This window comes from Stutzerimonas kunmingensis (genome assembly GCF_002929225.1).
GTDB lineage: Bacteria > Pseudomonadota > Gammaproteobacteria > Pseudomonadales > Pseudomonadaceae > Stutzerimonas.
This window is the reverse complement of the sequence record NZ_PISM01000018.1, coordinates 501,108-524,677: the sequence shown is the minus strand read 5'-3', so window position 1 is coordinate 524,677 and position 23,570 is coordinate 501,108. Positions and strand designations below refer to the sequence as shown.

General features: G+C 64.3%; 23 protein-coding genes. 16 read left to right on the top strand and 7 right to left on the bottom strand.

The genetic code is table 11. The features are described 5' to 3' along the window. Nucleotides 1–95: 95 nt before the first annotated feature. The 6 genes from CW305_RS13055 to CW305_RS13030 all read left to right on the top strand — a co-directional run bounded on the left by CW305_RS13055 (nucleotide 96) and on the right by CW305_RS13030 (nucleotide 5,637). The gene (locus tag CW305_RS13055; protein WP_104098085.1) at nucleotides 96–1,799 is read left to right on the top strand and encodes an L-lactate permease; all 1,704 of its coding nucleotides are present in this window, start codon (nucleotides 96–98) and stop codon (nucleotides 1,797–1,799) included. A 115-nt stretch (nucleotides 1,800–1,914) separates the two neighbouring features. After that, complete coding sequence (gene rd / locus CW305_RS13050; RefSeq protein ID WP_003283319.1) at nucleotides 1,915–2,082, top strand: rubredoxin; 168 nt, start codon at nucleotides 1,915–1,917, stop codon at nucleotides 2,080–2,082. Nucleotides 2,083–2,116: 34 nt separating this feature from the next. Then, nucleotides 2,117–3,301, top strand: a complete 1,185-nt coding sequence (locus tag CW305_RS13045) for an NAD(P)/FAD-dependent oxidoreductase (RefSeq protein WP_104098084.1) — start codon at nucleotides 2,117–2,119, stop codon at nucleotides 3,299–3,301. A 149-nt stretch (nucleotides 3,302–3,450) separates the two neighbouring features. Beyond that, the gene (locus CW305_RS13040; RefSeq protein WP_003283322.1) at nucleotides 3,451–3,723 is read left to right on the top strand and encodes an HU family DNA-binding protein; all 273 of its coding nucleotides are present in this window, start codon (nucleotides 3,451–3,453) and stop codon (nucleotides 3,721–3,723) included. Between the two features lie 142 nt (nucleotides 3,724–3,865). Beyond that, nucleotides 3,866–4,240: an SCP2 sterol-binding domain-containing protein gene (locus tag CW305_RS13035; RefSeq protein WP_041015218.1), complete on the top strand. Its 375-nt coding sequence runs from the start codon at nucleotides 3,866–3,868 to the stop codon at nucleotides 4,238–4,240. A gap of 230 nt (nucleotides 4,241–4,470) precedes the next feature. After that, nucleotides 4,471–5,637 (top strand): Fic family protein, encoded by a 1,167-nt coding sequence (locus CW305_RS13030; RefSeq protein WP_104098083.1) that lies wholly within the window; start codon nucleotides 4,471–4,473, stop codon nucleotides 5,635–5,637. On the opposite strand, the gene CW305_RS13025 is transcribed toward CW305_RS13030, so the two are convergent. Continuing rightward, on the bottom strand, nucleotides 5,603–6,595 hold the full coding sequence (locus tag CW305_RS13025) for a LysR family transcriptional regulator (RefSeq protein ID WP_245890995.1): 993 nt from the start codon (nucleotides 6,593–6,595) through the stop codon (nucleotides 5,603–5,605). The genes CW305_RS13030 and CW305_RS13025 overlap by 35 nt on opposite strands. Nucleotides 6,596–6,770: 175 nt before the next feature. On the opposite strand from CW305_RS13025, the gene CW305_RS13020 reads away from it, so the two are divergent. Continuing rightward, a complete protein-coding gene (locus CW305_RS13020) occupies nucleotides 6,771–7,952 on the top strand; it encodes an acyl-CoA dehydrogenase (protein ID WP_104098082.1) in 1,182 nt (393 codons plus the stop codon). Nucleotides 7,953–8,083: 131 nt separating this feature from the next. Next, nucleotides 8,084–9,307: a CaiB/BaiF CoA transferase family protein gene (locus CW305_RS13015; protein ID WP_014821821.1), complete on the top strand. Its 1,224-nt coding sequence runs from the start codon at nucleotides 8,084–8,086 to the stop codon at nucleotides 9,305–9,307. Nucleotides 9,308–9,313: 6 nt separating this feature from the next. Here CW305_RS13015 and CW305_RS13010 read toward each other — a convergent pair whose 3' ends face one another. Continuing rightward, nucleotides 9,314–10,327: a zinc-binding alcohol dehydrogenase family protein gene (locus CW305_RS13010; protein WP_104098081.1), complete on the bottom strand. Its 1,014-nt coding sequence runs from the start codon at nucleotides 10,325–10,327 to the stop codon at nucleotides 9,314–9,316. Nucleotides 10,328–10,427: 100 nt separating this feature from the next. On the opposite strand from CW305_RS13010, the gene CW305_RS13005 reads away from it, so the two are divergent. From CW305_RS13005 to CW305_RS12990, 4 genes are all read left to right on the top strand, one after another. Further along, nucleotides 10,428–11,348 (top strand): LysR family transcriptional regulator, encoded by a 921-nt coding sequence (locus tag CW305_RS13005; protein ID WP_104098080.1) that lies wholly within the window; start codon nucleotides 10,428–10,430, stop codon nucleotides 11,346–11,348. Nucleotides 11,349–11,454: 106 nt separating this feature from the next. After that, nucleotides 11,455–12,063: a LemA family protein gene (locus CW305_RS13000; protein WP_031297351.1), complete on the top strand. Its 609-nt coding sequence runs from the start codon at nucleotides 11,455–11,457 to the stop codon at nucleotides 12,061–12,063. Then, nucleotides 12,060–12,803, top strand: a complete 744-nt coding sequence (locus tag CW305_RS12995) for a TPM domain-containing protein (RefSeq protein WP_041015212.1) — start codon at nucleotides 12,060–12,062, stop codon at nucleotides 12,801–12,803. Before CW305_RS13000 ends, CW305_RS12995 begins: the two co-directional genes overlap by 4 nt. 18 nt (nucleotides 12,804–12,821) lie before the next feature. After that, on the top strand, nucleotides 12,822–13,439 hold the full coding sequence (locus CW305_RS12990) for a TPM domain-containing protein (RefSeq protein ID WP_101276167.1): 618 nt from the start codon (nucleotides 12,822–12,824) through the stop codon (nucleotides 13,437–13,439). 37 nt (nucleotides 13,440–13,476) lie between these two features. Here CW305_RS12990 and CW305_RS12985 read toward each other — a convergent pair whose 3' ends face one another. After that, complete coding sequence (locus CW305_RS12985) at nucleotides 13,477–14,754, bottom strand: tetratricopeptide repeat protein (protein ID WP_104098079.1); 1,278 nt, start codon at nucleotides 14,752–14,754, stop codon at nucleotides 13,477–13,479. Between the two features lie 111 nt (nucleotides 14,755–14,865). Between CW305_RS12985 and CW305_RS12980 the strand changes: the two genes are divergently transcribed. Next, complete coding sequence (locus CW305_RS12980; protein WP_104098078.1) at nucleotides 14,866–15,942, top strand: GlxA family transcriptional regulator; 1,077 nt, start codon at nucleotides 14,866–14,868, stop codon at nucleotides 15,940–15,942. Nucleotides 15,943–15,986: 44 nt separating this feature from the next. Here CW305_RS12980 and CW305_RS12975 read toward each other — a convergent pair whose 3' ends face one another. Continuing rightward, on the bottom strand, nucleotides 15,987–17,960 hold the full coding sequence (locus CW305_RS12975; protein WP_104098077.1) for an AAA family ATPase: 1,974 nt from the start codon (nucleotides 17,958–17,960) through the stop codon (nucleotides 15,987–15,989). Between the two features lie 481 nt (nucleotides 17,961–18,441). Between CW305_RS12975 and CW305_RS12970 the strand changes: the two genes are divergently transcribed. The 3 genes from CW305_RS12970 to CW305_RS12960 all read left to right on the top strand — a co-directional run bounded on the left by CW305_RS12970 (nucleotide 18,442) and on the right by CW305_RS12960 (nucleotide 20,588). After that, nucleotides 18,442–19,200, top strand: coding sequence for a substrate-binding periplasmic protein (locus CW305_RS12970; RefSeq protein ID WP_044314676.1), 759 nt, complete (start codon nucleotides 18,442–18,444; stop codon nucleotides 19,198–19,200). A 345-nt stretch (nucleotides 19,201–19,545) separates the two neighbouring features. Beyond that, entirely contained in the window at nucleotides 19,546–20,007 is a 462-nt protein-coding gene (locus CW305_RS12965) for a FecR domain-containing protein (protein WP_023444575.1), read from the top strand. A gap of 14 nt (nucleotides 20,008–20,021) precedes the next feature. Next, on the top strand, nucleotides 20,022–20,588 hold the full coding sequence (locus CW305_RS12960) for an OmpA family protein (RefSeq protein ID WP_104098205.1): 567 nt from the start codon (nucleotides 20,022–20,024) through the stop codon (nucleotides 20,586–20,588). Between the two features lie 44 nt (nucleotides 20,589–20,632). Here CW305_RS12960 and CW305_RS12955 read toward each other — a convergent pair whose 3' ends face one another. The 3 genes from CW305_RS12955 to rpoZ all read right to left on the bottom strand — a co-directional run bounded on the left by CW305_RS12955 (nucleotide 20,633) and on the right by rpoZ (nucleotide 23,550). Then, complete coding sequence (locus tag CW305_RS12955) at nucleotides 20,633–21,013, bottom strand: RidA family protein (protein ID WP_014821809.1); 381 nt, start codon at nucleotides 21,011–21,013, stop codon at nucleotides 20,633–20,635. 104 nt (nucleotides 21,014–21,117) lie between these two features. Further along, nucleotides 21,118–23,226 carry a bifunctional GTP diphosphokinase/guanosine-3',5'-bis pyrophosphate 3'-pyrophosphohydrolase gene (spoT, locus tag CW305_RS12950; protein ID WP_023444577.1) on the bottom strand — a complete coding sequence of 703 codons (2,109 nt, stop codon included), beginning with the start codon at nucleotides 23,224–23,226 and terminating at the stop codon, nucleotides 21,118–21,120. Between the two features lie 60 nt (nucleotides 23,227–23,286). Then, on the bottom strand, nucleotides 23,287–23,550 hold the full coding sequence (rpoZ, locus tag CW305_RS12945; protein WP_003283345.1) for a DNA-directed RNA polymerase subunit omega: 264 nt from the start codon (nucleotides 23,548–23,550) through the stop codon (nucleotides 23,287–23,289). Nucleotides 23,551–23,570: the final 20 nt, after the last annotated feature.

The following is a 23,570-nucleotide window of genomic DNA, read 5'->3' as shown; positions in this document are numbered from 1 at the left end:
GCGAGGCGCGCCGTGAGGGGGCGTTTCATGCGAGGCACCGGGCATGCCCGGACACAATAGAAGCGGTTCACAACAAAAAAGCAGGGACCCAACAAATGAGTCAAACACTACTGTCCATCCTGGCCTTCGTGCCGCTGGTGCTGGCGGGTGTGCTGCTGATCGGCTTTCGCTGGCCGGCCAAGTACGCCATGCCGCTGGTTTTCGTCCTCACTGCAGTGATCGGCCTGCTGGCCTGGGACATGACCCTCAACCGGGTCATCGCCTCGACCTTGCAGGGCCTGATCCTTACCGCGGCGATCCTCTGGATCATCTTCGGTGCGATTCTGCTGCTCAACACGTTGAAACACTCCGGGGGAATCAGTTCGATTCGGCGCGGCTTCTCCAACGTCAGCCCTGACCGTCGGGTCCAGGTGCTGATCGTCGCCTGGCTGTTCGGCTGCTTCATCGAGGGGGCCTCGGGCTTCGGTACCCCGGCCGCGGTGGCGGCGCCGCTGATGGTCGCGCTGGGCTTCCCAGCGCTGGCGGCAGTGGTCATGGGGATGATGGTGCAGTCCACGCCGGTATCCTTCGGCGCGGTGGGCACGCCGATTCTGGTCGGCGTCGGCGCGGGTCTGGACAAGACCGGCATCAGCGAGCAGCTGGCAGCGGTGGGCAGTAACTGGGAGGTGTTCTTCCACCTGATCTTCTCGCGCGTCGCGATCATTCATGCGCTGTGCGGGATTCTCATGCCGCTGATCATGGTCAGCATCATGACCCGCTACTTCGGTCGCAACAAATCCTGGACCGAAGGTCTGGCGATTGCGCCGTTCGCGGTGTTCACCGGTCTGGCCTTCGTCATTCCGTATGCTGCGGCCGGCGTGTTCCTCGGTCCGGAATTCCCGTCGATGATCGGTGCGCTGGTCGGTCTGGCCATCGTCGTGCCGGCGGCCAAGGCCGGTTTCCTGCTGCCCAAGGACAGCTGGGATTTCGCCCCGGCGAGCGAGTGGCCATCCGAGTGGATGGGCAAGATCGAGATGAAGATCGAGGACGTCGCCGGCAAGACGCCGATCTCCGTGCCGATGGCCTGGGCGCCGTATCTGGTGCTCGCCGCGTTGCTGGTGGCGTCGCGGGTATTCCCGGACTTCAAGGCGCTGCTGATGTCGTTCACCTTCGGCTGGAAGGACATCCTCGGTGAGACCGGCGTGTCCGGTACGCTGGAGCCGCTGTACCTGCCGGGTGGCATTCTCTGCATCGTGGTGCTGATCACCTTCTTCCTGCATCGGATGAAGGCCGGTGAACTGGGCGCGGCGATTTCCGAGTCGAGCAAGACCCTGCTTGGCGCGGGCTTCGTGCTGATCTTCACTATCCCGATGGTGCGGATCCTGATCAACTCGGGCGTGAACGGCTCCGATCTGGTGTCCATGCCGGTGGCCATGGCGCAGCTGGTGGCCAACAGCGTGGGTAGCGTCTATCCGTTCTTCGCTCCGGCAGTCGGTGCGCTGGGCGCCTTCATCGCCGGTTCCAACACCGTATCCAACCTGATGCTGTCGCAGTTCCAGTTCAACACCGCGGGGCTGCTCGGCCTGTCTGGTGCACTGATGGTGGCGCTGCAGTCGGTGGGTGCGGCGGCGGGCAACATGATCGCCATTCACAACGTGGTGGCGGCTTCGGCCACGGTAGGCCTGCTCGGTCGCGAAGGGATCACCCTGCGCAAGACCATGCTGCCGACCCTGTACTACCTCATCCTGGCCGGCACCATCGGCCTGATCGGGTTCTACGTGATGGGCATCAGCGATCCGCTGGCGGGTACCGCAGGCTAAGCCTGGCGGTAAGCGCGACGGGCGGCCCAGGCCGCCCGTTTTCATTTGTGGGATTGGTGCGGCGCGCTGTTCTGGTATAGCGTGCGTCGCAGTCGAAAGAGCATCGAGGTTACCCATGAAGAAATGGCAATGTGTGGTGTGCGGCTACATCTATGACGAAGCGCTGGGCGTACCGGAAGAAGGCATCGCGCCCGGGACTGCCTGGGAAGACGTGCCGGAAGACTGGGTTTGCCCGGACTGCGGTGTCGGCAAGATGGACTTCGAAATGATCGCCATCGGCTGATCGCTTTCGCAACGCTTCTCTGGAGAACAAGATCGTGAGCGCACCTGTAGTCATCATCGGCACCGGCCTGGCCGGCTATAACCTGGCCCGTGAATTCCGCAAGCTGGACACGCAGACGCCGCTGTTGCTGATTACCGCCGATGACGGGCGCTCCTATTCCAAGCCGCTGCTGTCCACCGGTTTCGCCGCCAACAAGAACGCCGAAAGCCTGGGCATGGCCACCGCCGGTGCCATGGCCGAGCAGCTGAACGCCGAGATTCGCATCCATACCCGCGTCACCCGCCTCGATCCGGCGAATCGGCGCGTGTGGATCGGCAATGAACCGGTCTCATATCGCGATCTGGTACTGGCCTGGGGGGCGCAGACGATCCAGGTGCCGGTCGCAGGCGATGCCGCCGACGCGGTATTCCCGATCAACGACCTGCACGATTACGGCCGCTTCCGCGCCGCCGTCGCCGGCAAGCGCCGCGTGCTGATCCTCGGTGTCGGGCTGATCGGCTGCGAGTTCGCCAACGACCTGCTGCTGGGCGGCCACGAGGTCGATCTGGTCGCGCCGAGCGAGCAGGTCATGCCCGGCCTGCTACCGCTGCAGGCGGCCCAGGCGGTAAGGCGTGGCCTGGAGGGCATAGGCGCGCGCTTCCATCTGGGCGCCACGCTGCAGCGCCTCGAACGCAGTGACGACGGCCTGCAGGCGCAGCTTTCCGATGGCAATCGCCTGGCCTGCGATCTGGTGGTCAGCGCCGTTGGCCTGCGCCCGCGCACCGAGCTGGCTGCCGAGGCGGGGCTTGAGGTCAAGCGCGGCATCGTCGTTGATCGTCTGCTGCAGACCTCGGCGGCCCACGTCTACGCCCTCGGCGATTGTGCGGAAGTGGAGGGGTTGAACCTGCTCTACGTGATGCCGCTCATGGCTGGTGCGCGGGCCCTGGCTAAAACGCTGTTTGGCAATCCTACCTTTGTCAGTTATGGCCCCATGCCGGTCACCGTAAAGACCCCGGCATGCCCGGTGGTGGTCTCACTGCCTGCGCTTGATAGTGTCGGCAGCTGGACCGTGGAGGCCGAGGGTAATGATGTCAAAGCGCTCTATCTCGGCGCTTCCGGGCAGCTGCTCGGCTACGCCCTGACGGGCGCGGCGGTGCAGGAGCGGCTGGGGCTGAACAAGCAGCTGCCGCCGGTGCTGGCGGAACTACCGCAAATTCTGTCGCTAAAGTCCCCCGGCTGAGCTGGCGAGCCGCCTACAGGGACTGGCGCAGGTGCTAGCGCCGTGCCATTCTCCATGGGTCTGCCCCAGCCTAGAGCTGTTGCAGCGCCTTTAGCGCTGTTCTTGTGAACAGTACGGACACAACAACAAAAACGTCTCAGAGGCTCCCAATGCGTAAACCGGAACTCGCCGCAGCCATTGCCGAGAAGGCCGATCTGTCCAAGGACCAGGCCAATCGCGTACTCAACGCCGTGCTGGATGAAATCACCAACGCGCTGAACCGCAAGGACAGCGTGACCCTGGTTGGTTTCGGCACCTTCGTTCAGCGCCACCGTGGTGCCCGCACCGGGAAAAACCCGCAGACCGGGCAACCGGTAACCATCAAGGCCAGCAATACCGTCGCGTTCAAACCGGGCAAGATGCTCAAAGACGCCGTCAACTGACGCTGCGCCGACCCGGAGCCGATCGGCTCCGGGTAAACCTGACCAGCCGGTCCGCCCCGGACCCGTTCGTACCCGTCCTTCCCCCCGCCGATCAAGCCACTACAATGCGGCCTTCCTCTCGTACCGGTCGGGACTACACGTCATGAAATTCCGCTTTCTGCTTTGGATGCTGGGCCGCCTGATGGCCAAGGCCAGCCGCACCAATCCCGAGTTCCAGCAGCAGCTGGGCGATAAGGACCTGAGCTTCCAGCTGCACACTCTGGACGGCAAGGTCGCCCGGCATTTCGTGGTGAAGAACCAGCGCGTCACCAGCAAGCGCGGCCCGGCGAGCGAGCCGGCTTTCTCCCTGGGGTTCAAGGATGCCGCCTATGGCTTCGCCACCATGACGGCGAAGAACAAGCAGCTGGCGTTCATGCAGGGAATTCAGAACAAGGACATCCAGATCCAGGGCAATCCGGCTCTGGTGATGTGGTTTCAGGGATTGATGAAGTATCTGAAGCCTCGTAAGAAGAAGTGACCCTGTCGCGTCACCTTCTCATGTCCGGCCAAGAACCGTAGGGTGGAAAACCGCGTAGGGCGTCCATGCCTGAGCGGATCAGCTTTGACTTGGTCGTAACTCAAATTTAAGTTCGCTGAATGCATGAGTTGACTTGTGGTGTGGGTTGAATCTAGGCCTTGTCTAGTATTTTTGCGGGTTTGCGTGGCATTGTGTCGACTTAATTGTTGAGCGGGTTGGAGATTTTCAACATGCCGGATTTCACTCATTACGACTTGGCCCTCCTCAATCCAGCCTTTGACTCACCACTTGTCGATGTCCTGAATGAGCTGGAGCACCTACGCCGCTACAGGCTGGCGGGTACGACTCCAGCAAGCCTTTTCTTCCAACTCAAGAATGTTTTCCACATCTTGGAAAGCCTTGGGTCTGCCCGCATTGAAGGCAACCACACAACTCTCGCTGATTACGTTGAAAGCAAGATGGAGGGAGATGACACGGCTACCGATCAACTGCGCGAAATCTCCAACATCGAGAGAGCTATGAGCTTCATCGAGCAACATTTCAAGGAAGGAGACGACGTCAGCCTCCATCTCATTCGAGAATTGCACGCCATTACCGTAGGGGGGCTCGACAGAGAGGGAGACCGGAATCCCGGTCAGTTCAGGACGACCCAGGTTCGCATCGCGCAATCGAAGCACCTTCCGCCGGACGCCGTGCAAGTTGCTGGGTACATGGATGAGTTGGTGGCGTTCATAAATGCTCACGATCCGCAGAAGTATCACCTTATGAAAGTGGCGCTCGCGCACCACCGATTCGGATGGATTCACCCGTTTGCCAATGGCAATGGCCGGGTGGTTCGTTTGTTGACGTACCTGATGCTCATCAAGTACGGATTCGATGTCTCCGCCGGCGGTCGACTGCTGAACCCCACTGCAGTGTTCTGCAATGATCGTGAGCGTTACTACGAGATGCTGGGCGAGGCTGATCGCGGTACACAGCTAGGTCTGGAACGGTGGTGCATCTATGTACTCCAGGGCATCCTCACAGAGCTGAGCAAGCTCGATCGGCTGTGTGACTATGGCTACCTTAAAGCCAGAATCCTGCAGCCGGCACTCGCCTTCTCTCGTGAGAGAGAACACATCACCGGCCAGGAGCACTCAATTCTTCGTCGACTTCTGGACACTGACAGCGGAGTGGCGAAGTCTGGAGACCTAGCGGATGCGATGCCTGACCTGAACGGGCCGCAACGGACCTATCAAATCAAGAAGTTGGTTGACAGACGAATGCTGGTCCCGATTCAGCCCAACTCCCGTCAGTACACCCTGGGCTTCACGAACAACTACCTGCTTCGGGGCGTCATTCGTACGTTGACGGCCGAAGGCTTTATTCCTGAGCCTGTCGTGGCGGCACGGCCATAAGTGGCTGCCTATTAAGGTTAGCTGCCTGATTCTCTTGGGGCGGCAATGAGTTCGTTAGGAGCTTGCCCCTCCAAACCCTCGCCTCCTCCTTCAGCCAGTCCCGGAACGCGACCAGCCCAGCCGACTCCACCTTGCGCTCGGGAATCATCAGGTAGTACGCCCGCGTCTCGCTGCGATAGGCGTGCGGATGCGCCAGCAACAGCCGCCCCTCGGCCAGTTCGCGCTGGATCAGGAACGGCGGGATCAGCGCTACTCCCATGCCATGCTCGGCCGCCTGCGCCAGCATGGAGAACAGCTCCAGCCGCGGGCCGGTCATGTCGCGGGCGACTTTCAGCCCCAACGAATCGAACCACTGGCGCCAGGCATAGGGCCGGGTGGTCTGCTGCAGCAGCGGCAGCTCGCTCAGGGCCTGGGTCGTGAACGGCTGAGCGTCGCGCAGCAGGGCGGGGCTGCAGACTGGCTGCAGGTCCTCGGGCATCAGGTAGTGCGCCTCGGTACCGGACCAGTCGGCATCGCCGAAGTAGATGGCAGCATCGAACTCGGTATCGGCAAAGAGAAAGGGCCGGGTGCGGTTGGTCAGGTTCACCGTGATCTCCGGGTGCAGCGCCTGGAAATGCCTGAGGCGCGGTACCAGCCACTGGGTGCCGAAGGTCGGCACCACGGCCAGCTCCAGGCTCATGGCGCCCTGCTGGCCCATCACCGACAGCGTGTCGCGCTCCACCGCGTCCAGCTGCGCGGCGATGCGACGGGCGTAGGATTGGCCGGCGGCGGTCAGCTTCACGCCGCGCCGCGAACGGCGGAACAGCGCCAGGCCAAGGAATTCCTCCAGCCCGCCGATTTGCCGGCAGATGGCGCTCTGGGTCAGCGCCAGCTCGTCGGCTGCGCGGGTGAAGCTCTCGTGGCGGGCGGCGGCCTCGAAGGCGATCAGCGCGGCGGTGCTGGGAATCTTGCGGCGCATTATGCAAAGACCTCACGTGATGAGCCTGATAATCGGACCAAAGCTTATCTCGGAGTGAGCGAAACGCACAGCTCGGTGCGAAATCCTCGTTTGCGACGCACCGTTGCGGCGCCTAGGATCAGCCCATCCCGCCCGCGCGCCCGCGGTGCCGAAGACAACAAGAGGAGCCTCCCGAATGGCCGGCAAAGCAAGCTTCAACTGGATCGACCCGCTGCTGCTCGAGCAGCAGCTGACCGAAGAAGAGCGCATGGTGCGTGACAGCGCCGCGCAGTTCGCCGCCGACAAGCTGGCGCCGCGAGTGCTGGAAGCCTTCCGCCATGAGCGCACCGACCCGGCGATCTTCCGCGAGATGGGCGAGACCGGCCTGCTCGGCGCGACCATCCCCGAAGCCTACGGTGGTAGCGGGCTGAACTACGTGTGCTACGGCCTGATCGCCCGCGAGGTCGAGCGCATCGATTCGGGCTACCGCTCGATGATGAGTGTGCAGTCCTCGCTGGTGATGGTGCCGATCTTCGAGTTCGGCAACGAGGCGACCCGGCAGAAGTACCTGCCAAAGCTCGCCAGCGGCGAATATATCGGCTGCTTCGGCCTGACCGAACCGAATCACGGTTCCGACCCGGGCAGCATGGTTACCCGGGCGAAGAAGGTCGATGGTGGTTATCGCCTGTCCGGCGCCAAGATGTGGATCACCAACAGCCCGATCGCCGATGTGTTCGTGGTCTGGGCCAAGGATGACGCCGGCGAGATTCGCGGCTTCGTGCTGGAAAAGGGCTGGGAAGGGCTGTCCGCCCCGACGATCCACGGCAAGGTTGGCCTGCGCGCCTCGATTACCGGCGAGATCGTCATGGACAACGTGTTCTGCCCGGAAGAGAACGCCTTCCCCGATGTGCGCGGGCTGAAGGGGCCGTTCACCTGCTTGAACAGTGCCCGCTACGGCATCAGCTGGGGCGCGCTGGGCGCCGCCGAGTTCTGCTGGCACACCGCGCGCCAGTACGTGCTCGACCGCCAGCAGTTCGGCCGGCCGCTGGCTGCCAACCAGCTGATCCAGAAGAAGCTGGCCGACATGCAGACCGAGATCACCCTGGCCCTGCAAGGCTGCCTGCGCCTCGGCCGGATGAAGGACGAGGGCAGCGCCGCGGTGGAAATCACCTCGATCATGAAGCGCAACAGCTGCGGCAAGGCGCTGGATATCGCCCGCATGGCTCGCGACATGCTCGGCGGCAACGGCATCAGCGACGAATTCGGCGTGGCCCGGCACCTGGTCAACCTGGAGGTGGTGAACACCTACGAGGGCACCCACGATGTGCACGCGCTGATCCTCGGCCGCGCGCAGACCGGCATTCAGGCGTTCTTCTGAAACTGCTCCCCTCTCCCTCTGGGAGAGGGGCTGGGAGTGAGGGTGCTTGGCACTGCTCATGGTTCCCTCACCCCGGCCCTCTCCCACCGGGCTAGGGTGCTTTCACCTTCCAATAGCCTGTGAGGTTTTCCATGCCCGGCGCCCTGTCCCATATCCGCGTTCTCGATCTGTCCCGCGTGCTCGCCGGGCCTTGGTGCGGGCAGATCCTCGGTGATCTCGGCGCCGAGGTGATCAAGGTCGAGCGCCCTGGCACGGGCGACGATACCCGCCACTGGGGCCCGCCCTATCTCAAGGACCAGCACGGCGAGAACACCTCGGAGGCGGCCTATTACCTGACCGCCAACCGCAACAAGCAGTCGCTGACCGTCGACTTCACCCGGCCCGAGGGCCAGCGCATCATCCGCGAGCTGGTGGCGCAGTGCGACGTGCTGCTGGAGAACTTCAAGGTCGGCGGGCTGGCCGCCTATGGTCTGGACTACGCCAGTCTGAAGGCGATCAATCCGCGGCTGGTCTATTGCTCGATCACCGGCTTCGGCCAGGACGGGCCTTATGCCACTCGCGCCGGCTACGACTTCATGATTCAGGGCCTAGGCGGGCTGATGAGCCTGACCGGCCGCAGCGATGCGGAGGAGGGCGCCGGGCCGGTCAAGGTCGGTGTGGCGCTGACCGATATCCTCACCGGGCTGTACGCCACCGTCGGCGTGCTTGCCGCGTTGGCACATCGCGAACGCAGCGGCGAAGGCCAGCATATCGATACGGCGCTGCTCGACGTGCAGGTCGCCTGCCTCGGCAACCAGGCACTCAACTACCTCACCACCGGCGTGGCGCCGAAGCGTATGGGCAACGCTCATCCGAACATCGTGCCCTACCAGGATTTCCCCACCGCCGACGGCGACATCATTCTCACGGTCGGCAACGATGGTCAGTTCCGCAAGTTCTGCGAGGTGGCCGGAAGATCGGAGTGGGCGGACGATCCGCGCTTCGCCACGAACCGCGCGCGGGTCGCCCATCGCGCCGACCTGATTCCGCTGATTCGCCAGGTCACGGTGTTCCGTACGACGGCCGAATGGGTCGGTGCGCTGGAGCAGGCTGGCGTGCCTTGCGGGCCGATCAACGATCTGGCCCAGGTATTCGCCGACCCGCAGGTGCAGCATCGCGGCCTCAGGGTCGAGATGCCGCATCCGCTGGCCGGCAGCGTGCCGCAGGTGGCCAGCCCGCTGCGGCTGTCTGCTTCACCCGTGGATTACCGCATGCCGCCGCCACTGCTCGGCGAGCACAGCGAGGCGCTGTTGCAGCGCCTGCTGGGCATGAATGACGAGCAGATCGCCGGCCTGCGCCAGGCCGGGGTTATCTAAAAGCTGTCAGAAACCTTCCAGCACGATCTTGCCCTTGGCCTTGCCGCTTTCCAGCAGGGCATGGGCGCGGCGCAGATTGGCCGCGTTGATGGTGCCGAAGTGCTCGCCGAGGGTGGTGCGCAGCACGCCCAGATCAACCAGCTGGCTGACGCGCTGCAGCAGGTGATGTTGCTCGATCATATCCGGCGTCTCGAACAGTGAGCGGGTGAACATCAGTTCCCAGTGCAGCGACAGGCTCTTGCGCTTGAGCTTCATCACGTCCAGCGGCTGGGCTGGATCGTCGATCAGTGCCAGGCGGCCCTGCGGCGTCAGCGCCTCGACCAGCTGATCGAAGTGCTGATCGGTCTGGGTCAGGCTGGCGACATGGCTGACGCTGGCGAAACCGGCGCGCTGCAGCTCGGCGTGCAACGGCTGGCTATGGTCGATGACATGATGGGCGCCAAGTTCGCGGGCCCAGGCCTGGGTTTCCGGACGCGAGGCGGTGGCGATCACGCTGACCTCGGTGAGCTGACGGGCCAGCTGCAGCATGATCGAACCGACCCCGCCGGCGGCTCCGACGATCAGCAGCTGCTGCCCGGCGCTCTGGCCTTCCACCAGTTGCAGGCGTTCGAACAGCAGCTCCCAGGCGGTGATGGCGGTCAGCGGCAGTGCGGCGGCCTCGGCGAAGCTCAGGCTCTGCGGCTTGCGTCCGACGATGCGCTCGTCCACCAGATGGCGTTCACTGTTGCCGCCCGCGCGGGCGATGGAGCCGGCGTAGAACACCTCGTCGCCGACCTTGAACAGGCTGACTTCGCTGCCCACCCCGACCACCACGCCGGCGACGTCCCAGCCCAGCACCTTCGGCTGACCGGCCTCGGGCTGGGTGTTGCGGCGTACCTTGGTGTCTACCGGGTTGACCGAGATGGCGCGCACCTCCACCAGCAGGTCTCGCGGGCCGGGCACCGGCTCTGGTAGCTCCACGTCCTGCAGGGCACGGGGATCGTCGATGGCGAGGGATTCGAAGTAGGCGACCGCTTTCATTCTGTTGCTCCGTATGGGTTCTGTGGGAGGGCATGCTCAGCTATTTGACGCGGCGGAAAAACGGGGTAATAAGCGAGGCTCTTTCAACAGGATTTTGAAAATGTTGCGTATCGACGACCTGCAGCTGTTCGTCCGTACCGCCGACAGCGGCAGCCTTTCCGCGGCCGCGCGCGGGCTCGACGTGTCGCCCGCAGTGGCCAGTGCGGCCTTGAAGCGCCTGGAAGCGAGCCTGAGTGTGCGGCTGTTCGTGCGCTCCACCCGCAGCCTGCGTCTGACCGCCGAGGGCGAGGCTTATCTGCTACATGCCCGGGCGGCACTGGCCAGCCTGGACGAGGGGGCACAGGCGCTCGCTGGTGGTCGCGAGGCGATCAGTGGTGTGCTGCAGCTGTCGGCGCCGTCCGACTTCGGGCGCAACGTGCTGCTGCCGTGGCTCGACGAATTCCAGGCGAGTCATCCGCAGTTGCAGGTGCGCCTGCTGCTGGGCGACGGGCTGACCGATCTGTTCCGTCAGCCGGTGGACATCGTCCTGCACTATGGCGCGCCGGAGGATTCCAGCCTCGTCGCGCTGCCGGTCGCTGGCGAGAACCGCCGGGTGCTGTGCGCTTCGCCTGCCTACCTGCAACGGCACGGCGCGCCACGACGGCTGGACGAGCTGGCGGCGCACAACTGCCTGCGCTTCATGCTCGCCGGGCGCGTGCATGACCGCTGGTGCTTTCAGGAAGGACGACGGGCGGTCACCGTGCAGGTCAGGGGTGACCGGGTCAGTGACGATGCCGACGTGGTGCGTCGCTGGGCGCTGGCCGGCAGCGGGCTGGCCTACAAGTCCTGGCTGGACATTGCCGACGACGTGGCCGCGGGCCGTCTACAGGTGCTGTTGCCGGACTGTCTTGGCGAGGCGGCGCCACTCAGCCTGCTCTGCGCCCATCGCGCGCAGTTGAGCAAGCCGGTGCGGCTGCTGCATGGACATCTGCAGACACGTTGCAAGGCGCTGTTGGCGCGCGCCCCCTGGCATCTCATTTAGACCCGTTATCCGTGCTTGAGCTGTGAGCTTTTTGTTCGCGCCTGAACTCTTATGGCGTTTGGCTATTCTTATCTGAGTACTGGTTAACAGAATGGACAAGCGCATCATGCATACGCAGCGTTTTCGCTACACCTGGCAACTGACGGTTGTCGTCCTCCTGTCCTGGCTTCTGGCCGGCTGCGGGGTCAATAACATCCCAACCTATGACGAGCAGGTGAAGGCCGCCTGGTCGCAGGTGGAGAACCAGTACCAGCGCCGTGCCGACCTGATTCCCAACCTGGTCGAGACGGTCAAGGGGTTCGCCCGTCAGGAGCAGGAAACCCTCACCGCGGTGGTGGAAGCGCGGGCCAAGGCCACGTCGATTCAGGTCGATGCCAGCACCCTGGATGATCCGCAGAAGCTGCAGCAGTTCCAGCAGGCGCAGAACCAGCTGACCGGCGCCCTGAGCCGGCTGATGGCGGTATCCGAGCGCTATCCGGATCTGAAATCCAATCAGAACTTCCTTGCCCTGCAATCGCAGCTCGAAGGCACCGAGAACCGCATCGCGGTGGCACGTCGCGACTTCATCGCCGCGGTCGAGCGCTACAACACCGAGATTCGAACCTTCCCCGGTCGTATCTGGCACACCCTGATGTACAGCGACATGCCGATTCGCGAGAACTTCGAGGCTACCGCCGAGAATGCCGAGCAAGCGCCACAAGTGCAGTTTCAATGACCTCCAGGTTTCCGCTACTGCTGATCCTGCTGCTCTGGGCCGGTAGCCTCGTCGCCCAGGAAGCCGAGGTCCCGGAGCTGACCGGGCGCGTGGTCGATCGTGCCGAGCTGCTCGACACCCAGGCCGAGGCGCGGCTGACCAGCATGCTGGCCGGCCACGAGCAGGCGACCGGTGAGCAGGTTGTCGTTGTCACGGTGCCGGACCTGGGCGGGCGCAGCATCGAGGAATTCGGTCTGGAGCTTGGCCGTACCTGGGGCATCGGCCAGAAGGGCGAGGACAACGGTGCGCTGCTGATCGTCGCGCGCGATGATCGCAAGATTCGCATCGAGGTCGGCTACGGTCTGGAAGGCCGGCTCACCGACGCGCAGTCCTCGGTCATCATCAACCGGATCATCGCGCCGGCATTCCAGCGCGGCGACTTCACGGCCGGGATCACCGAAGGTGCGGAGGCGATCGTCACCGTGCTCGGCGGCGACCCGCTGCCGGCCGAGCTGCGGCCGGTGATGCCGATGGTGCAGGAGCAACCCGGCGGCCTCGGGATTCTCGGTTTCTTCCTAATGCTGGTGGCGATCTTCGTTATCGGCGGGGGGCGCGGTGGCCGCGGTGGTGGTCGTCGTGCCTTGCTGCTGGGCGCCTTGCTTGGCGGTATGGGGCGGGGCGGTGGTGGTGGTTTCGGCGGCGGTGGCTTCGGTGGGGGCGGCGGCGGTTTCGGCGGCGGTGGCGCTTCCGGCGGCTGGTAAATCAATGATGGATGAACGATGACCTTACTGAGCGAAAGCGAACTGCAACAGGTAGCCGAAGCGATCGAGCGCGTCGAGCGCAGCACCGATGCCGAGCTGGTCACGGTGCTGGCCGCGCAGGCCGACGACTACCACTACATCCCGCTGCTGTGGGCCGGCCTGATCGCGCTGCTGCTACCCGGAGCGCTGCTGTTCTTCAGTGGCTGGCTTGGCGCATGGCAGCTGCTGCTGGTGCAGTGGGCAACGTTTATCGTGCTCGCGGTGCTGTTCCGCATGCCGGCGCTGACCAGCCATCTGATCCCCCGTTCGGTGCGCAACTGGCGTGCCTGCAATCTGGCGCGGCGTCAGTTCATCGAACTCAATCTGCATCACACCGAAGGCGACACCGGAGTGTTGATCTTCGTCTCCGAAGCAGAGCGCTATGTGGAGATTCTGGTCGACCGCGGCATTTCCAGCCGCATCGACAATGCCGCCTGGGAATCGGTCGTCGCCTGCTTCACCGATCGGGTGAAGCAGGGGCAGGTGCTCGAAGGCTTTCTTGGCTGCATCGAAGCCAGTGGGGCGCTGCTGGCGCAGCATGTGCCGAAGACCCACGAACGCAACGAACTGCCGAACCGGCTGGTGGTGTTGCCTTAATTCTCCAGCAGCGATGGCGCCCGTGGGCGCCATCCTTTCACTGCATGCGCCGCTGTTCGGCAAGTAGCTGGCGCTCGCGCTGCAGGGCGCGCGCAAGGCGCTGCTGACCGCCGCGCTCGGCCGCGGCGATCAGTGTCTGGTCGACCAGGTCGCGTTGTGCATGACTGCCGCCGAAACGCTGCGCCTGATTGCGGATCGAGCGCAGCCGCTCCACACACCGCGTGTTGTCGCCTTCGACGAAGGCGACTACTGCCTCGACGCCTGGGGCGCCGATCTGGGTGGTGAAGCGCGCATTGTCATCGTCCCGCGCGCAGGCCCGTTGCTGGGCTGCGCGCAGCAGGCCCAGCAGGTCGCCGCGGCCGGCGCAGGCGAAGGCCATGGCGGCGTGAAAGTCGTTGAACGCATAGTTGCCGTCCGCCGCCATCGCGGCCCAGCGCTCGGCCACGCCAGTCCAGCGGTCGCCGACATCCACGCCACGCAGTTGCAGCCGCCAGAGCAGTGCGCTGGCGTCGATCAGCTCCAGCGCCAGGGGGCTCTGATGGCCATTCACCGGGCCGTCGAACAGGTCCAGGGCCGCGCCGCAATCGTCGAGCTCGATGTGGTGCAACGCCAGGTGCCACCAATTGTGCACCGCCAGCATACTGTCCTGCTGCCAGCCCGGATTGCCGCGCATCCAGGCGATGCCTTCCTCGCGCCGTCCCTGCATTTCCAGAACGTGGGCGACCGCGTGCTGTGCCCAGGCGTCGGCGGGTTGCAGGGCGATTGCTTCACGGCCATAGCGCTCGGCGAGCCGATAGTCGCCGCATTCTTCCAGCCCGAACGCGTACAGGCCGAGCAACGCATGATAGCCAGGCAGCTCCAGTGACCAGTCCGGCAGCACACGGGCAATGCGGTCGCGCAGCATGCGCGCATCGCCGGTGAAAAAGTCGATCTGCTGTCCGGCCTGCAGCGCCAGCATGTCGTGGGGATAGTCGATGCTGAGGTCTTCCAGCACGCGTCCGGCGGCGTGCCAGCGGCCATCCAGCAGTTGCCGCAGCGCCTGCAGGTGGCGGGCCTCGCGGTCATTGTGCGGCAGCTCCAAGGCGTGCTCGTACGAGGTGCGGGCCACCGGCAGGGCGGCCGCTTCGGTGCCGAGCAGGTAGAGCCAGGCGTGCAGGACATGGCCCATGACCAGTTCCGGCGAGGCCTGCAGTGTGGCTTCGGTGGTCGCCAGCGATTCGGCGTGCAGGCAGCGAAACTGCGCGAGCGCCTGATCGAGCAGGGCCTGCGCCTCGCTATTGCAGCCGGTCAGTTGGTACCCGTGTGCGTCTTTCATTGTTCTATGCTCCATGAGTCCGGTTCGTTGGCATCGGCCAACGCGCCCATACTCGGGGTTTGGCTTACGTTGGACCCCAGTCATCCTGGAAACAAACCGGCTATTTCCGCCATGGCCCGCTCAGAGATCGCCGAACGCCCGCCGCTGACCGTCGCCCTGCTGGCGACGCCGGACAGTACGGCCTCGACGCTGTTCGGCCTCTACGATCTGCTGCTGGGTGCCCGTCGCGACTGGCAGCAACTGCTGCACCGCGCCGACGTGGCGTCGCCTTTCCTGCCGCTGATCGTCAGCCGCGACGGACGCTCGCTGCGGGTCTACAACGATATCCCGGTCCACCCTCACGCCAGTCTGGACGATGCGCCGCCGACCGATGTGGTGATTGTCAGCAACCTGGCGGTCAGCCCCTGGGAGCCGCTGGATGATCGCTACGCGCCCGAGGCGCAATGGCTGTGCGAGCGCTACGCGGCCGGCGCGACGCTGGCCGCTGCCTGCTCCGGGGCGATGCTGCTGGCGCGCACCGGGCTCTTGGCCGGCTGCGAAGGGACTTCGCACTGGGGCTACTGCGATTGCCTGCGACGCGAATACCCGGACGTGCACTGGCATCCGGACAAGGCATTGGTCGGCACCGGCGTCGGCCAGCGCCTGGTGATGTCCGGCAGTGGCAGCAGCTGGCATGCGCTGGGACTGTTTCTCATCGCCCGTTTCGTCGGTGCGCGGGAGGCGATGGAGGTGGCGCGGATGAACCTGTTCGATTGGGATGCGACGAGCCCGCTGGCCTACGCCGCGATGATGCGCACCGGCCAGCTGGCTGATCCGGTGATCGCGCGTTGTCAGGAATGGGCCGCGCAGCATTACGAGGAAGAGGCGCCGGTGAGCGCCATGGTGCGCATCAGCGGCCTGCCGGAACGGACCTTCCAGCGCCGCTTCGCCCTGGCCACGGGACTGACGCCGCTGGATTACATCCATACCCTGCGGCTGGAGGAGGCCAAGCAACTGCTGGAAAGCGGAGAGCTGTCGGTTGAAGCGATCGCCTGGGAGGTCGGCTATCAGGACGCCGGCTTCTTCGGTCGACTGTTTCGGCGCAAGGTCGGCCTCACGCCGGCGCAATACCGGCGACGTTTCGGCGTGTTGTCGCGGCGCCTGGATGGCATCGCCACGCTGCAGCAGGTGGCGCCGGCCGTGCACTGATCCCAGCGGATGTGCCGTCCGCCGGGATCGTTATGCCCTCCGGCTCAGAGCCGGGTCGGGCCGTCGTCTTCCGGCTCGCTCGATACCACCGGCGACAGTTCGAAGCTGTCGGTGCTGTCCATGGCACTGGCCGCGACGCGGTCGATGCTGTTCAGCGCATGGCCGATGATCGAGCTGACACTGGCTTCGTGATGGTGCACGGGCAACCGTTCGATGGCCGCCAGCACCTCTTCTCCAGGCACGGTTTCCACCGCGAGCAGGCGTTCGGTGATGTGGTCGAGCGCCGGTTTCAACCTCTGCAGCAGTCCCAGGCACTCCTGATTGAGCTGCTGCAGCAGCTCGTCGGCCGCTTCCAGCGCCTCGCGCGGATCGCTGTCCAGATGTGCGTCGCGCACGGCCTGCAGGCTCAGCAGCGAGCCGCGCGGGCCCATGCCGAGGGCTCCGACCATGGAAAGGGCGATCTTCGAGGCTTCCTGCAGATCCTGCCCGGCACCGGACGATACCTCGTGGAAATACAGCTGCTCGGCGCCGCGCCCGGCCAGCAGCATCTGGATGCGATTGCGCAGTTCCGAATACATGTGCAGGCGCTTGTCTTCCACTGGCGTCACCAGGGTCACGCCCAGCGCCTGGCCACGCGGCAGGATGGTGACCTTCTCAACGCGGCCGACCTTCAGCGCCGCCGCTACCAGCGCGTGGCCAGCCTCGTGCACGGCAATGCGCTTGCGATCGGTCGGCGACATCGGCGTCACGCCGGAGGGTTGTTCGCCGATGCGGCAGGTTTCCACGGCATCGACGAAGTGGGCCATTTCGACCTGATTTGCCCCGCCGCGCGCTGCCAGTAACGCTGCATGGTTGACGATGTAGGCGATCGCGGCCGGCGTCAGACCGACGGTGTTGCGCGCCAGTTGCGGGAAATCCAGACCCGCCGCGGCAGTGATCTTGCCGGCGTACAGGCGGAACAGCGCTTCGCGATCATCGAGCCCTGGCAGGCCTACGGCAATGGAGCGGTCGAAACGACCTTCACGTACCAGCGCCGGGTCGAGCGAGTTGGGGAAGTTCGTGGCGCCGAGCACCAGCACGCCGGCGGCGCCATCGAAGCCGTCCATCTCGGCGAGGAACTGGTTGATGATGCGGTTGCTTTCGGCATCGCTGGAACGTGTCTGCTCGGCGCGCTTGCCGATGCCGTCGATTTCGTCGATGAAGATGATGCACGGCGCCTGCTTGCGGGCGGTGCGGAACAGCGCCTTGACCTTCTGGATGCCAACGCCGAAATACATCGAGGAGAAGTCGCTGCCGGTGACCTGGATGAAGCTGGCATTCGATTCACTCGCAAGCGCCTTGGCCAGCTGGGTCTTGCCGGTGCCGGGCTCGCCGGTCAGCAGCACGCCCTTTGGCGGGCGGGCGCCAAGACGGGCGTAGGCGGCGGGGTCGCGCAGGTAGGCGGTGACGTCGCTGAGCGCCTGCTTGGCCTCGGCGGCGCCGATGACATCAGCGAAGGTCACGCCGCTGCCCTTGCGCTGGACTTCAAAGCTCCGGGTCTTCATGGCGAAGAACACCGCCGCGCCAATCAGCAGCAGGGCGATCGGTGAGTAGGGCAGAAGGATCTTGTAAAACGGCTTTTCCGCGTCGGTCTGGAACATCGCCAACGGGAACAGCTCGCCGCTGCTCTGCGCGTACTGCTCGAGCAGCAGTCTCGCGACGCGTCCGGACTGGTCCGGCACCCAGTAGAGCAGGCCCTCGTGCAAGCTGACGTAGACCGCATCCTTACCCAATGCGGCGCTGGCAATGCTGGCGCCACGCAGATCGTTCATCAGCACCGAGATATCGCGGCGATTGGCCTGCCAGGGCTCGGTGGAGTCCTGCAAGGCTTCGAGCATGCTCGCCGCCGCGCCAGTGGCTGGCGTCGACGGGGCGCTGGGGCGCAACTGCCAATAGGCGACGCTGGCGGCGATCAGCAGGAGCAGGAAAATAAGAAGTACAGGGCCGCGGCGACCTTGTAGCAGACGGGGTGTTTTCATTTCACATCCAATCGGGAAACCCGACGTTTCGACAAACCACCGCCAGGAGGCGGACCACAGTTGTTCGCGGGAAACCCCGCGGCGCCATTTGCATGGCGCGCCACAGTTCGGATGTGTTGGATGCGATTTATATGCCCGACTGTGTCTCGGATCGGCAGACTCCGATAGCCGGCGAGAATACGGCAAGTGCCACCATGGGGGCGGCTACGCGACGAACGGAGAGCAGGTTTTCGACGAATGACCGGCTGCGCGGGGAACGAAAGTGTGCGTCGGATGACGTGCCGCGACGCCCGGCGGGACTGGCGGAGCACGGCATCTCACGTAAGTGATCCGGCGGAGAGATTGTCCCGCAAGGCCCTGTTAGGGTTCATCGCCGCGCGGTCGCTTGTCCCGAACCGGGCGCAATAAGAACCTGCCGACAGCCGCCCGGAACCGATGCCGGTGCGGAAAAAACAACGTCCGATCGACCCGAGACTTCAACATGCCGACCAACAAGAAGTATCTTCGCTGCGCTTTTCTGGGCGCGCTGATTAGCCTCCTGCCAATCGCCTCGGCCAGCGCCGACGGGGAAACCATCAACCTGCTCACGCAGAATTTCCCGCCGTTCAGCATGGCCGACGATGGCAAGAATTTCGCCAAGGAGGGTGCGATCAGCGGCATTGATGCCGAGGTGGTGGCCGCTCTGTTCAAGCGCGCGGGCGTGCCCTATGCGATGACGCTGCGTTTCCCGTGGAGCCGCCTGCAGCAGCTGGCCGAGAAGACCCCGGGCTTCGCTGTGTTCTCCCTCAGCCGTACCCCCGAGCGCGAGCCCAAGTACAAGTGGGTCGGTCCGCTCAGCGAGATCCAGATCGTGCTGCTCAAGACTCCGGAGAGCCAGATTCAGGTCTCCAGCCTGGATGTTGCCAAGCAGTATCGAATCGGCTCGAAGGATGGCAGCGTGGGCAGTCAGTACCTGATCAACCGTGGCATCGAGGTGCAGAGTTCGCTGATCGACACCCCGGCCAAGCTGAAGGCCGGTCAGTTCGATCTGTGGGCGACCACCAACCCCTCCGGCGAATACGAGGCGAAGCAGGCCGGCGTCGGCCCGCTGGCCGTGGCGCTGACCCTGAGCCGTGTCGACCTCTATCTGGCGCTGAACAAGGAAACGCCGGATGCAGTCGTCGAGAAGCTGCAGCGCACCCTCGACCAGATGAAGCAGGAAGGGCTGCTGCAGCAGGCGGCGCAGCGTTACGTGAACTGAAGGCGTTTCACGCTACCGGGGGACGGGTGATCGACCCCTTCGGCAAGTTCTACCTGCAATCGGATCGAATCACTACCAAGCATGAATGAGGCGTGCCGGTGAGGCATCTGGCTAACGCAGGCTGCCGCCGTGGGGCCTGCCCACACTGCCTCTTAGATTTCGTCTGGCGGATTCTGATAAACGCCTGTTGGCCGAGCTCATCGACCTTGGGGTAGTCGCGTGGCACCGGTCCGATCAACAAGTCGCCGGAAAATGAAGCGGCAGGGGATTTTTTGCCGGTTTGGACTGCCTTAGTCCAGTGGAGCGGTATCGCTCCAACCGCACTCCTGGCGATTCGAGAATTCGATGACTTGCTTCAATAACTACATGCTACGTGCCTTCTGCATGGCCGCCGCCGTCTGGATTGCGCCTACCAACGCCGAGAACCTACCCGAACCGGTAGGCCATGTGGCGCGGGTGGAAGGCGCTGCGTACATCAGCAGCCGCGGCTATACCAACGCCGCCAAGGTCGGCCAGGCAATCGTGCCGGGTGTGGCTTTGAGCACCGGCGCCGAAGGTGCGCTGGGGGTGATCCTCGGCGACGGCAGTGTTTTGGCGTTCGGCCCGCACAGCGAGCTGACCCTCGACGACTATCGCTTCGCCCCGGCATTGGATGAGCTGCGCCTGCGCGCGACGCTCAATCGCGGCACGCTCAACCTGATTGCGGGCGACATGGCCCGCCTCGATCCACAGGCCATCGCTGTCGACACGCCGGACGGCCGCATCGGTGTGCGCGGTGGCCAGGTGTTGATGAAGGTGAGCCCGTGAAGCCGATTACGCTGATGCAAACGATGGTGCTGCTGGCGATGACGGCAGTGGCGGGCTGCGCGCAGCATTCCTACGTGATGCTGGCGGACGACAGTGGTGGGCGCGGTGGTGTGATGCTTGGAGAGGAAGGGCAGCGTCGGCTGGACGCGTCTGGCCAGGGCATGGCAATTGCCGGTACCGGTCAGGCCTATGTCGTACCGGACATGCGCCGCAAGGCGGACTTCGACAAGGCGCTGGCTGCCCAGCCGGCATTGCCCGAGCGATTTAGCCTTCATATCGCGCCATCCGGCGCGTTGGACAGCACGACTGAACAACTGCTGGACAGCGTTCTGCTGGCAGCCCAGCGTCGGGACTATCCGGTGGTAACAGTCATCGGCCATACCGATACGCTGGGTCATCGTGCGGCCAACGAGCAGGTCGGTTTGCGTCGCGCCCAAGCGGTCGCCGAGCTGTTGCGCACCAAGGGGCTGGAAGCGATGGAGTTGCGGGTGGAATCCCACGGCGAGCGCAATCTTCTGATAGCGACGCCGGATGCCACGGCCGAGCCGCGCAATCGGCGAGTCGAAATTCTGGTGCGTTGAGGTCGATGACGCGGCGACTGGCGCCGCGCCGACAGACGATCCGATCAGTCGATGACCAGAACGGCGTCCATTTCAACCTGCGCACCCTTGGGCAGCGCGGAGACACCGATGGCGGCACGCGCCGGGTACGGCTGCTGGCAGTAGCGGCTCATCACCTCGTTGACGGTGGCGAAGTTGCCGAGGTCGGTAAGGAAGATGTTGAGCTTGACGATGTCCTTCAGCGAGCCGCCAGCCGCTTCTGCCACCGCCTTGAGGTTCTCGAAAACCTGCACCGCCTGCGCTTCGAAACCTTCCACCAGCTCCATGCTCTTGGGATCCAGCGGGATCTGCCCGGACAGGTAGACGGTGTTGCCGGCCTTGATGGCCTGGGAGTAGGTGCCAATGGCGGCCGGCGCCTTGTCGGTGTTGATCACGGTCTTGCTCATGGAGACTCCTCTGAGGGTTGGGCAACGGGCAGCCAGCATAATGGCTGATGGCGAGAGCGGCCAGCCGTGGCGTTTTGCAGACAGGTCGAAGTCGACGGAGGAGGTCAGGCCTTGACGCGGGTAATGCGGGTGACGCCCTTGATCGCGCGCAGCTTCTTGATGACTCGGGCCAGGTGCACGCGGTCATGCACGCTGACCACCAGCTGGACGACGCTGATGCGGCCGTCGCGCTCGTCCATGCCGATCTTCTCGATGTTGCCGTCGGCGGCATTGACGCTGCCAGCGAGCAGGGCGATCAGGCCGCGCTGGTGCTCCAGCTCGACCCGGAGCTCGACATTGAACTCGCCGGTGACATCCTTCGACCAGGACAGCTGGATGCACTTGTCCGGGTTGTGCCGCACATCGGCGATGTTCCGACAGGTTTCCAGGTGCACGACCATGCCCTTGCCGGCCGATAGATGCCCGACGATGGGGTCGCCGGGAATCGGCGTACAGCACTTGGCGTAGTTCAGCACCAGCCCTTCGGTGCCGCGAATCGCCAACGGACCTTCGAGTGCCGGTGCTTCCTCATTGTCGTGCGATATCAGACGGCGCGCGATCACATAGGCCATGCGGTTGCCCAGGCCGATATCCTCCAGCAGATCCTCGACGTACTCCATGTGGTATTCGGTCAGTACCTGCTGGATGCGCTCGGCGCTGATCTTGTCCAGGCTGGTCTCGAAGCCGCTGAGCGCCTTGCTCAGCAGGCGCTCGCCGAGGTTGATCGACTCCGAACGACGCTGCAGTTTGAGCGCATGGCGGATATGCGTGCGTGCCTTGCCGGTGACGACAAAATTCAGCCAGGCCGGATTCGGACGCGCACCTGGTGCGGTGACGATCTCCACCGTCGAGCCACTCTCCAGTGGTTGCGACAGCGGCGCCAGGCGACGGTTGACGCGGCAGGCGATGCAGGTGTTGCCGACGTCGGTGTGCACCGCGTAGGCGAAGTCGACGGCGGTGGAACCCTTGGGCATCTCCATGATGCGGCCCTTGGGGGTGAAGACGTAGACCTCGTCGGGGAACAGGTCGATCTTCACGCTCTCGATGAATTCCAGCGAGTTGCCGGCGCGCTGCTGCAGTTCCAGTACACCCTTGACCCACTGGCGGGCGCGGGCGTGGGTGCCCTTTGGCACTTCGTCCTCGGGGGACTTGTATAGCCAGTGCGCGGCGATGCCGTTGTTGGCCATCTCTTCCATCTCGCGGGTGCGAATCTGGATCTCGATAGGCACGCCGTGCATGCCGAACAGGGTGGTGTGCAGGGACTGGTAGCCGTTGGCCTTGGGGATCGCGATGTAGTCCTTGAAGCGGCCCGGCAGCGGCTTGTACAGGCTGTGCACCGCACCGAGCACGCGGTAGCAGGTGTCGACCTTGTCCACCACGATGCGGAAGGCGTAGACGTCCATGATCTCGTGGAACGCCTTGCGCTTGCCGCGCATCTTCTTGTAGATGCTGTACAGGTGCTTCTCGCGGCCCAGTACGTCGCCTTCCAGCCCTTCGCGTTCGAGGCAGTGAATCAGCGACTGTTCGATCTTGTCGACGATCTCATTGCGGTTGCCGCGGGCGCGGCGTACGGCGGCGCGGATGCGCTCCGAGCGCATCGGGTGCATGGCCTTGAAGCCCAGATCCTCGAACTCCACGCGCATGGTGTGCATGCCCAGCCGGTTGGCGATGGGTGCGTAGATCTCCAGGGTTTCCTTGGCGATGCGGCGGCGCTTTTCGCCGGCCAGTACTTCCAGCGTGCGCATGTTGTGCAGGCGGTCGGCGAGCTTGACCAGGATCACGCGGATGTCACGGGCCATCGCCATGGCCATCTTCTGGAAGTTCTCGGCCTGCGCTTCGGCCTTGGTCTCGAAGTTCATCTGGGTCAGCTTGCTGACCCCGTCGACCAGTTCTGCAACGGTTTCGCCGAACTGCGCGACCAGTGCGTCCTTGGGAATGCCGGTGTCCTCGATGACGTCATGCAGCATCGCGGCCATCAGGCTCTGATGGTCCATGTGCATGTCGGCGAGGATGTTGGCTACCGCGAGAGGATGGGTGACGTAGGCTTCACCGCTGCGCCGGCGTTGACCGTCGTGGGCCTGCTCGGCGTAGAAATATGCACGACGGACCAGATTGACCTGATCCGGGCCGAGGTAGGTCGATAGGCGATCCGCAAGCGCGTCTATGGCTGGCAAGACAGTGCTCCTTGCCAGCGGGCTTCGATGTTATCGGTTCGACTTCGACCTGGCATTTATTCAGATGGCCTCGTTCGGCTCTTCCTCGTACTGGGTGAAGAGAGGCTCGTCGTCAACGATCTCGTCTTGTGCAATGACATCGTAGTCGACCAGGCCGGAAGCGATCTCGCGCAGGGCGACGACGGTCGGCTTGTCATTTTCCCATGCGACCTTGGGCTCCTTGCCACCGGTGGCCAGCTGGCGCGAGCGCTTGGTAGCGAGCATGACCAGCTCGAAGCGGTTATCGACGTTGTCCAGGCAATCTTCAACGGTAACGCGGGCCATGGTGTTCCTCATCAATAGCG

Excerpts from the sequence above, each read along its gene's own strand:
- CW305_RS13035 (WP_041015218.1), top strand. The coding sequence starts at position 3,866 with ATGAAATTCCGCTTTCTGCTTTGGATGCTGGGCCGCCTGATGGCCAAG.
- rpoZ (WP_003283345.1), bottom strand. The coding sequence starts at position 23,550 with ATGGCCCGCGTTACCGTTGAAGATTGCCTGGACAACGTCGATAACCGC.
- CW305_RS12975 (WP_104098077.1), bottom strand. The coding sequence starts at position 17,960 with ATGAAAACACCCCGTCTGCTACAAGGTCGCCGCGGCCCTGTACTTCTT.
- CW305_RS13055 (WP_104098085.1), top strand. The coding sequence starts at position 96 with ATGAGTCAAACACTACTGTCCATCCTGGCCTTCGTGCCGCTGGTGCTG.
- CW305_RS13020 (WP_104098082.1), top strand. The coding sequence starts at position 6,771 with ATGGCCGGCAAAGCAAGCTTCAACTGGATCGACCCGCTGCTGCTCGAG.
- CW305_RS13000 (WP_031297351.1), top strand. The coding sequence starts at position 11,455 with ATGCATACGCAGCGTTTTCGCTACACCTGGCAACTGACGGTTGTCGTC.
- rd (WP_003283319.1), top strand. The coding sequence starts at position 1,915 with ATGAAGAAATGGCAATGTGTGGTGTGCGGCTACATCTATGACGAAGCG.
- CW305_RS13010 (WP_104098081.1), bottom strand. The coding sequence starts at position 10,327 with ATGAAAGCGGTCGCCTACTTCGAATCCCTCGCCATCGACGATCCCCGT.
- CW305_RS12965 (WP_023444575.1), top strand. The coding sequence starts at position 19,546 with ATGACTTGCTTCAATAACTACATGCTACGTGCCTTCTGCATGGCCGCC.
- CW305_RS12955 (WP_014821809.1), bottom strand. The coding sequence starts at position 21,013 with ATGAGCAAGACCGTGATCAACACCGACAAGGCGCCGGCCGCCATTGGC.
- CW305_RS13025 (WP_245890995.1), bottom strand. The coding sequence starts at position 6,595 with ATGCGCCGCAAGATTCCCAGCACCGCCGCGCTGATCGCCTTCGAGGCC.
- CW305_RS13005 (WP_104098080.1), top strand. The coding sequence starts at position 10,428 with ATGTTGCGTATCGACGACCTGCAGCTGTTCGTCCGTACCGCCGACAGC.
- CW305_RS13015 (WP_014821821.1), top strand. The coding sequence starts at position 8,084 with ATGCCCGGCGCCCTGTCCCATATCCGCGTTCTCGATCTGTCCCGCGTG.
- CW305_RS12970 (WP_044314676.1), top strand. The coding sequence starts at position 18,442 with ATGCCGACCAACAAGAAGTATCTTCGCTGCGCTTTTCTGGGCGCGCTG.
- CW305_RS12990 (WP_101276167.1), top strand. The coding sequence starts at position 12,822 with ATGACCTTACTGAGCGAAAGCGAACTGCAACAGGTAGCCGAAGCGATC.
- CW305_RS12995 (WP_041015212.1), top strand. The coding sequence starts at position 12,060 with ATGACCTCCAGGTTTCCGCTACTGCTGATCCTGCTGCTCTGGGCCGGT.
- CW305_RS12980 (WP_104098078.1), top strand. The coding sequence starts at position 14,866 with ATGGCCCGCTCAGAGATCGCCGAACGCCCGCCGCTGACCGTCGCCCTG.
- CW305_RS12960 (WP_104098205.1), top strand. The coding sequence starts at position 20,022 with ATGCAAACGATGGTGCTGCTGGCGATGACGGCAGTGGCGGGCTGCGCG.
- CW305_RS12985 (WP_104098079.1), bottom strand. The coding sequence starts at position 14,754 with ATGAAAGACGCACACGGGTACCAACTGACCGGCTGCAATAGCGAGGCG.
- CW305_RS13040 (WP_003283322.1), top strand. The coding sequence starts at position 3,451 with ATGCGTAAACCGGAACTCGCCGCAGCCATTGCCGAGAAGGCCGATCTG.
- CW305_RS13030 (WP_104098083.1), top strand. The coding sequence starts at position 4,471 with ATGCCGGATTTCACTCATTACGACTTGGCCCTCCTCAATCCAGCCTTT.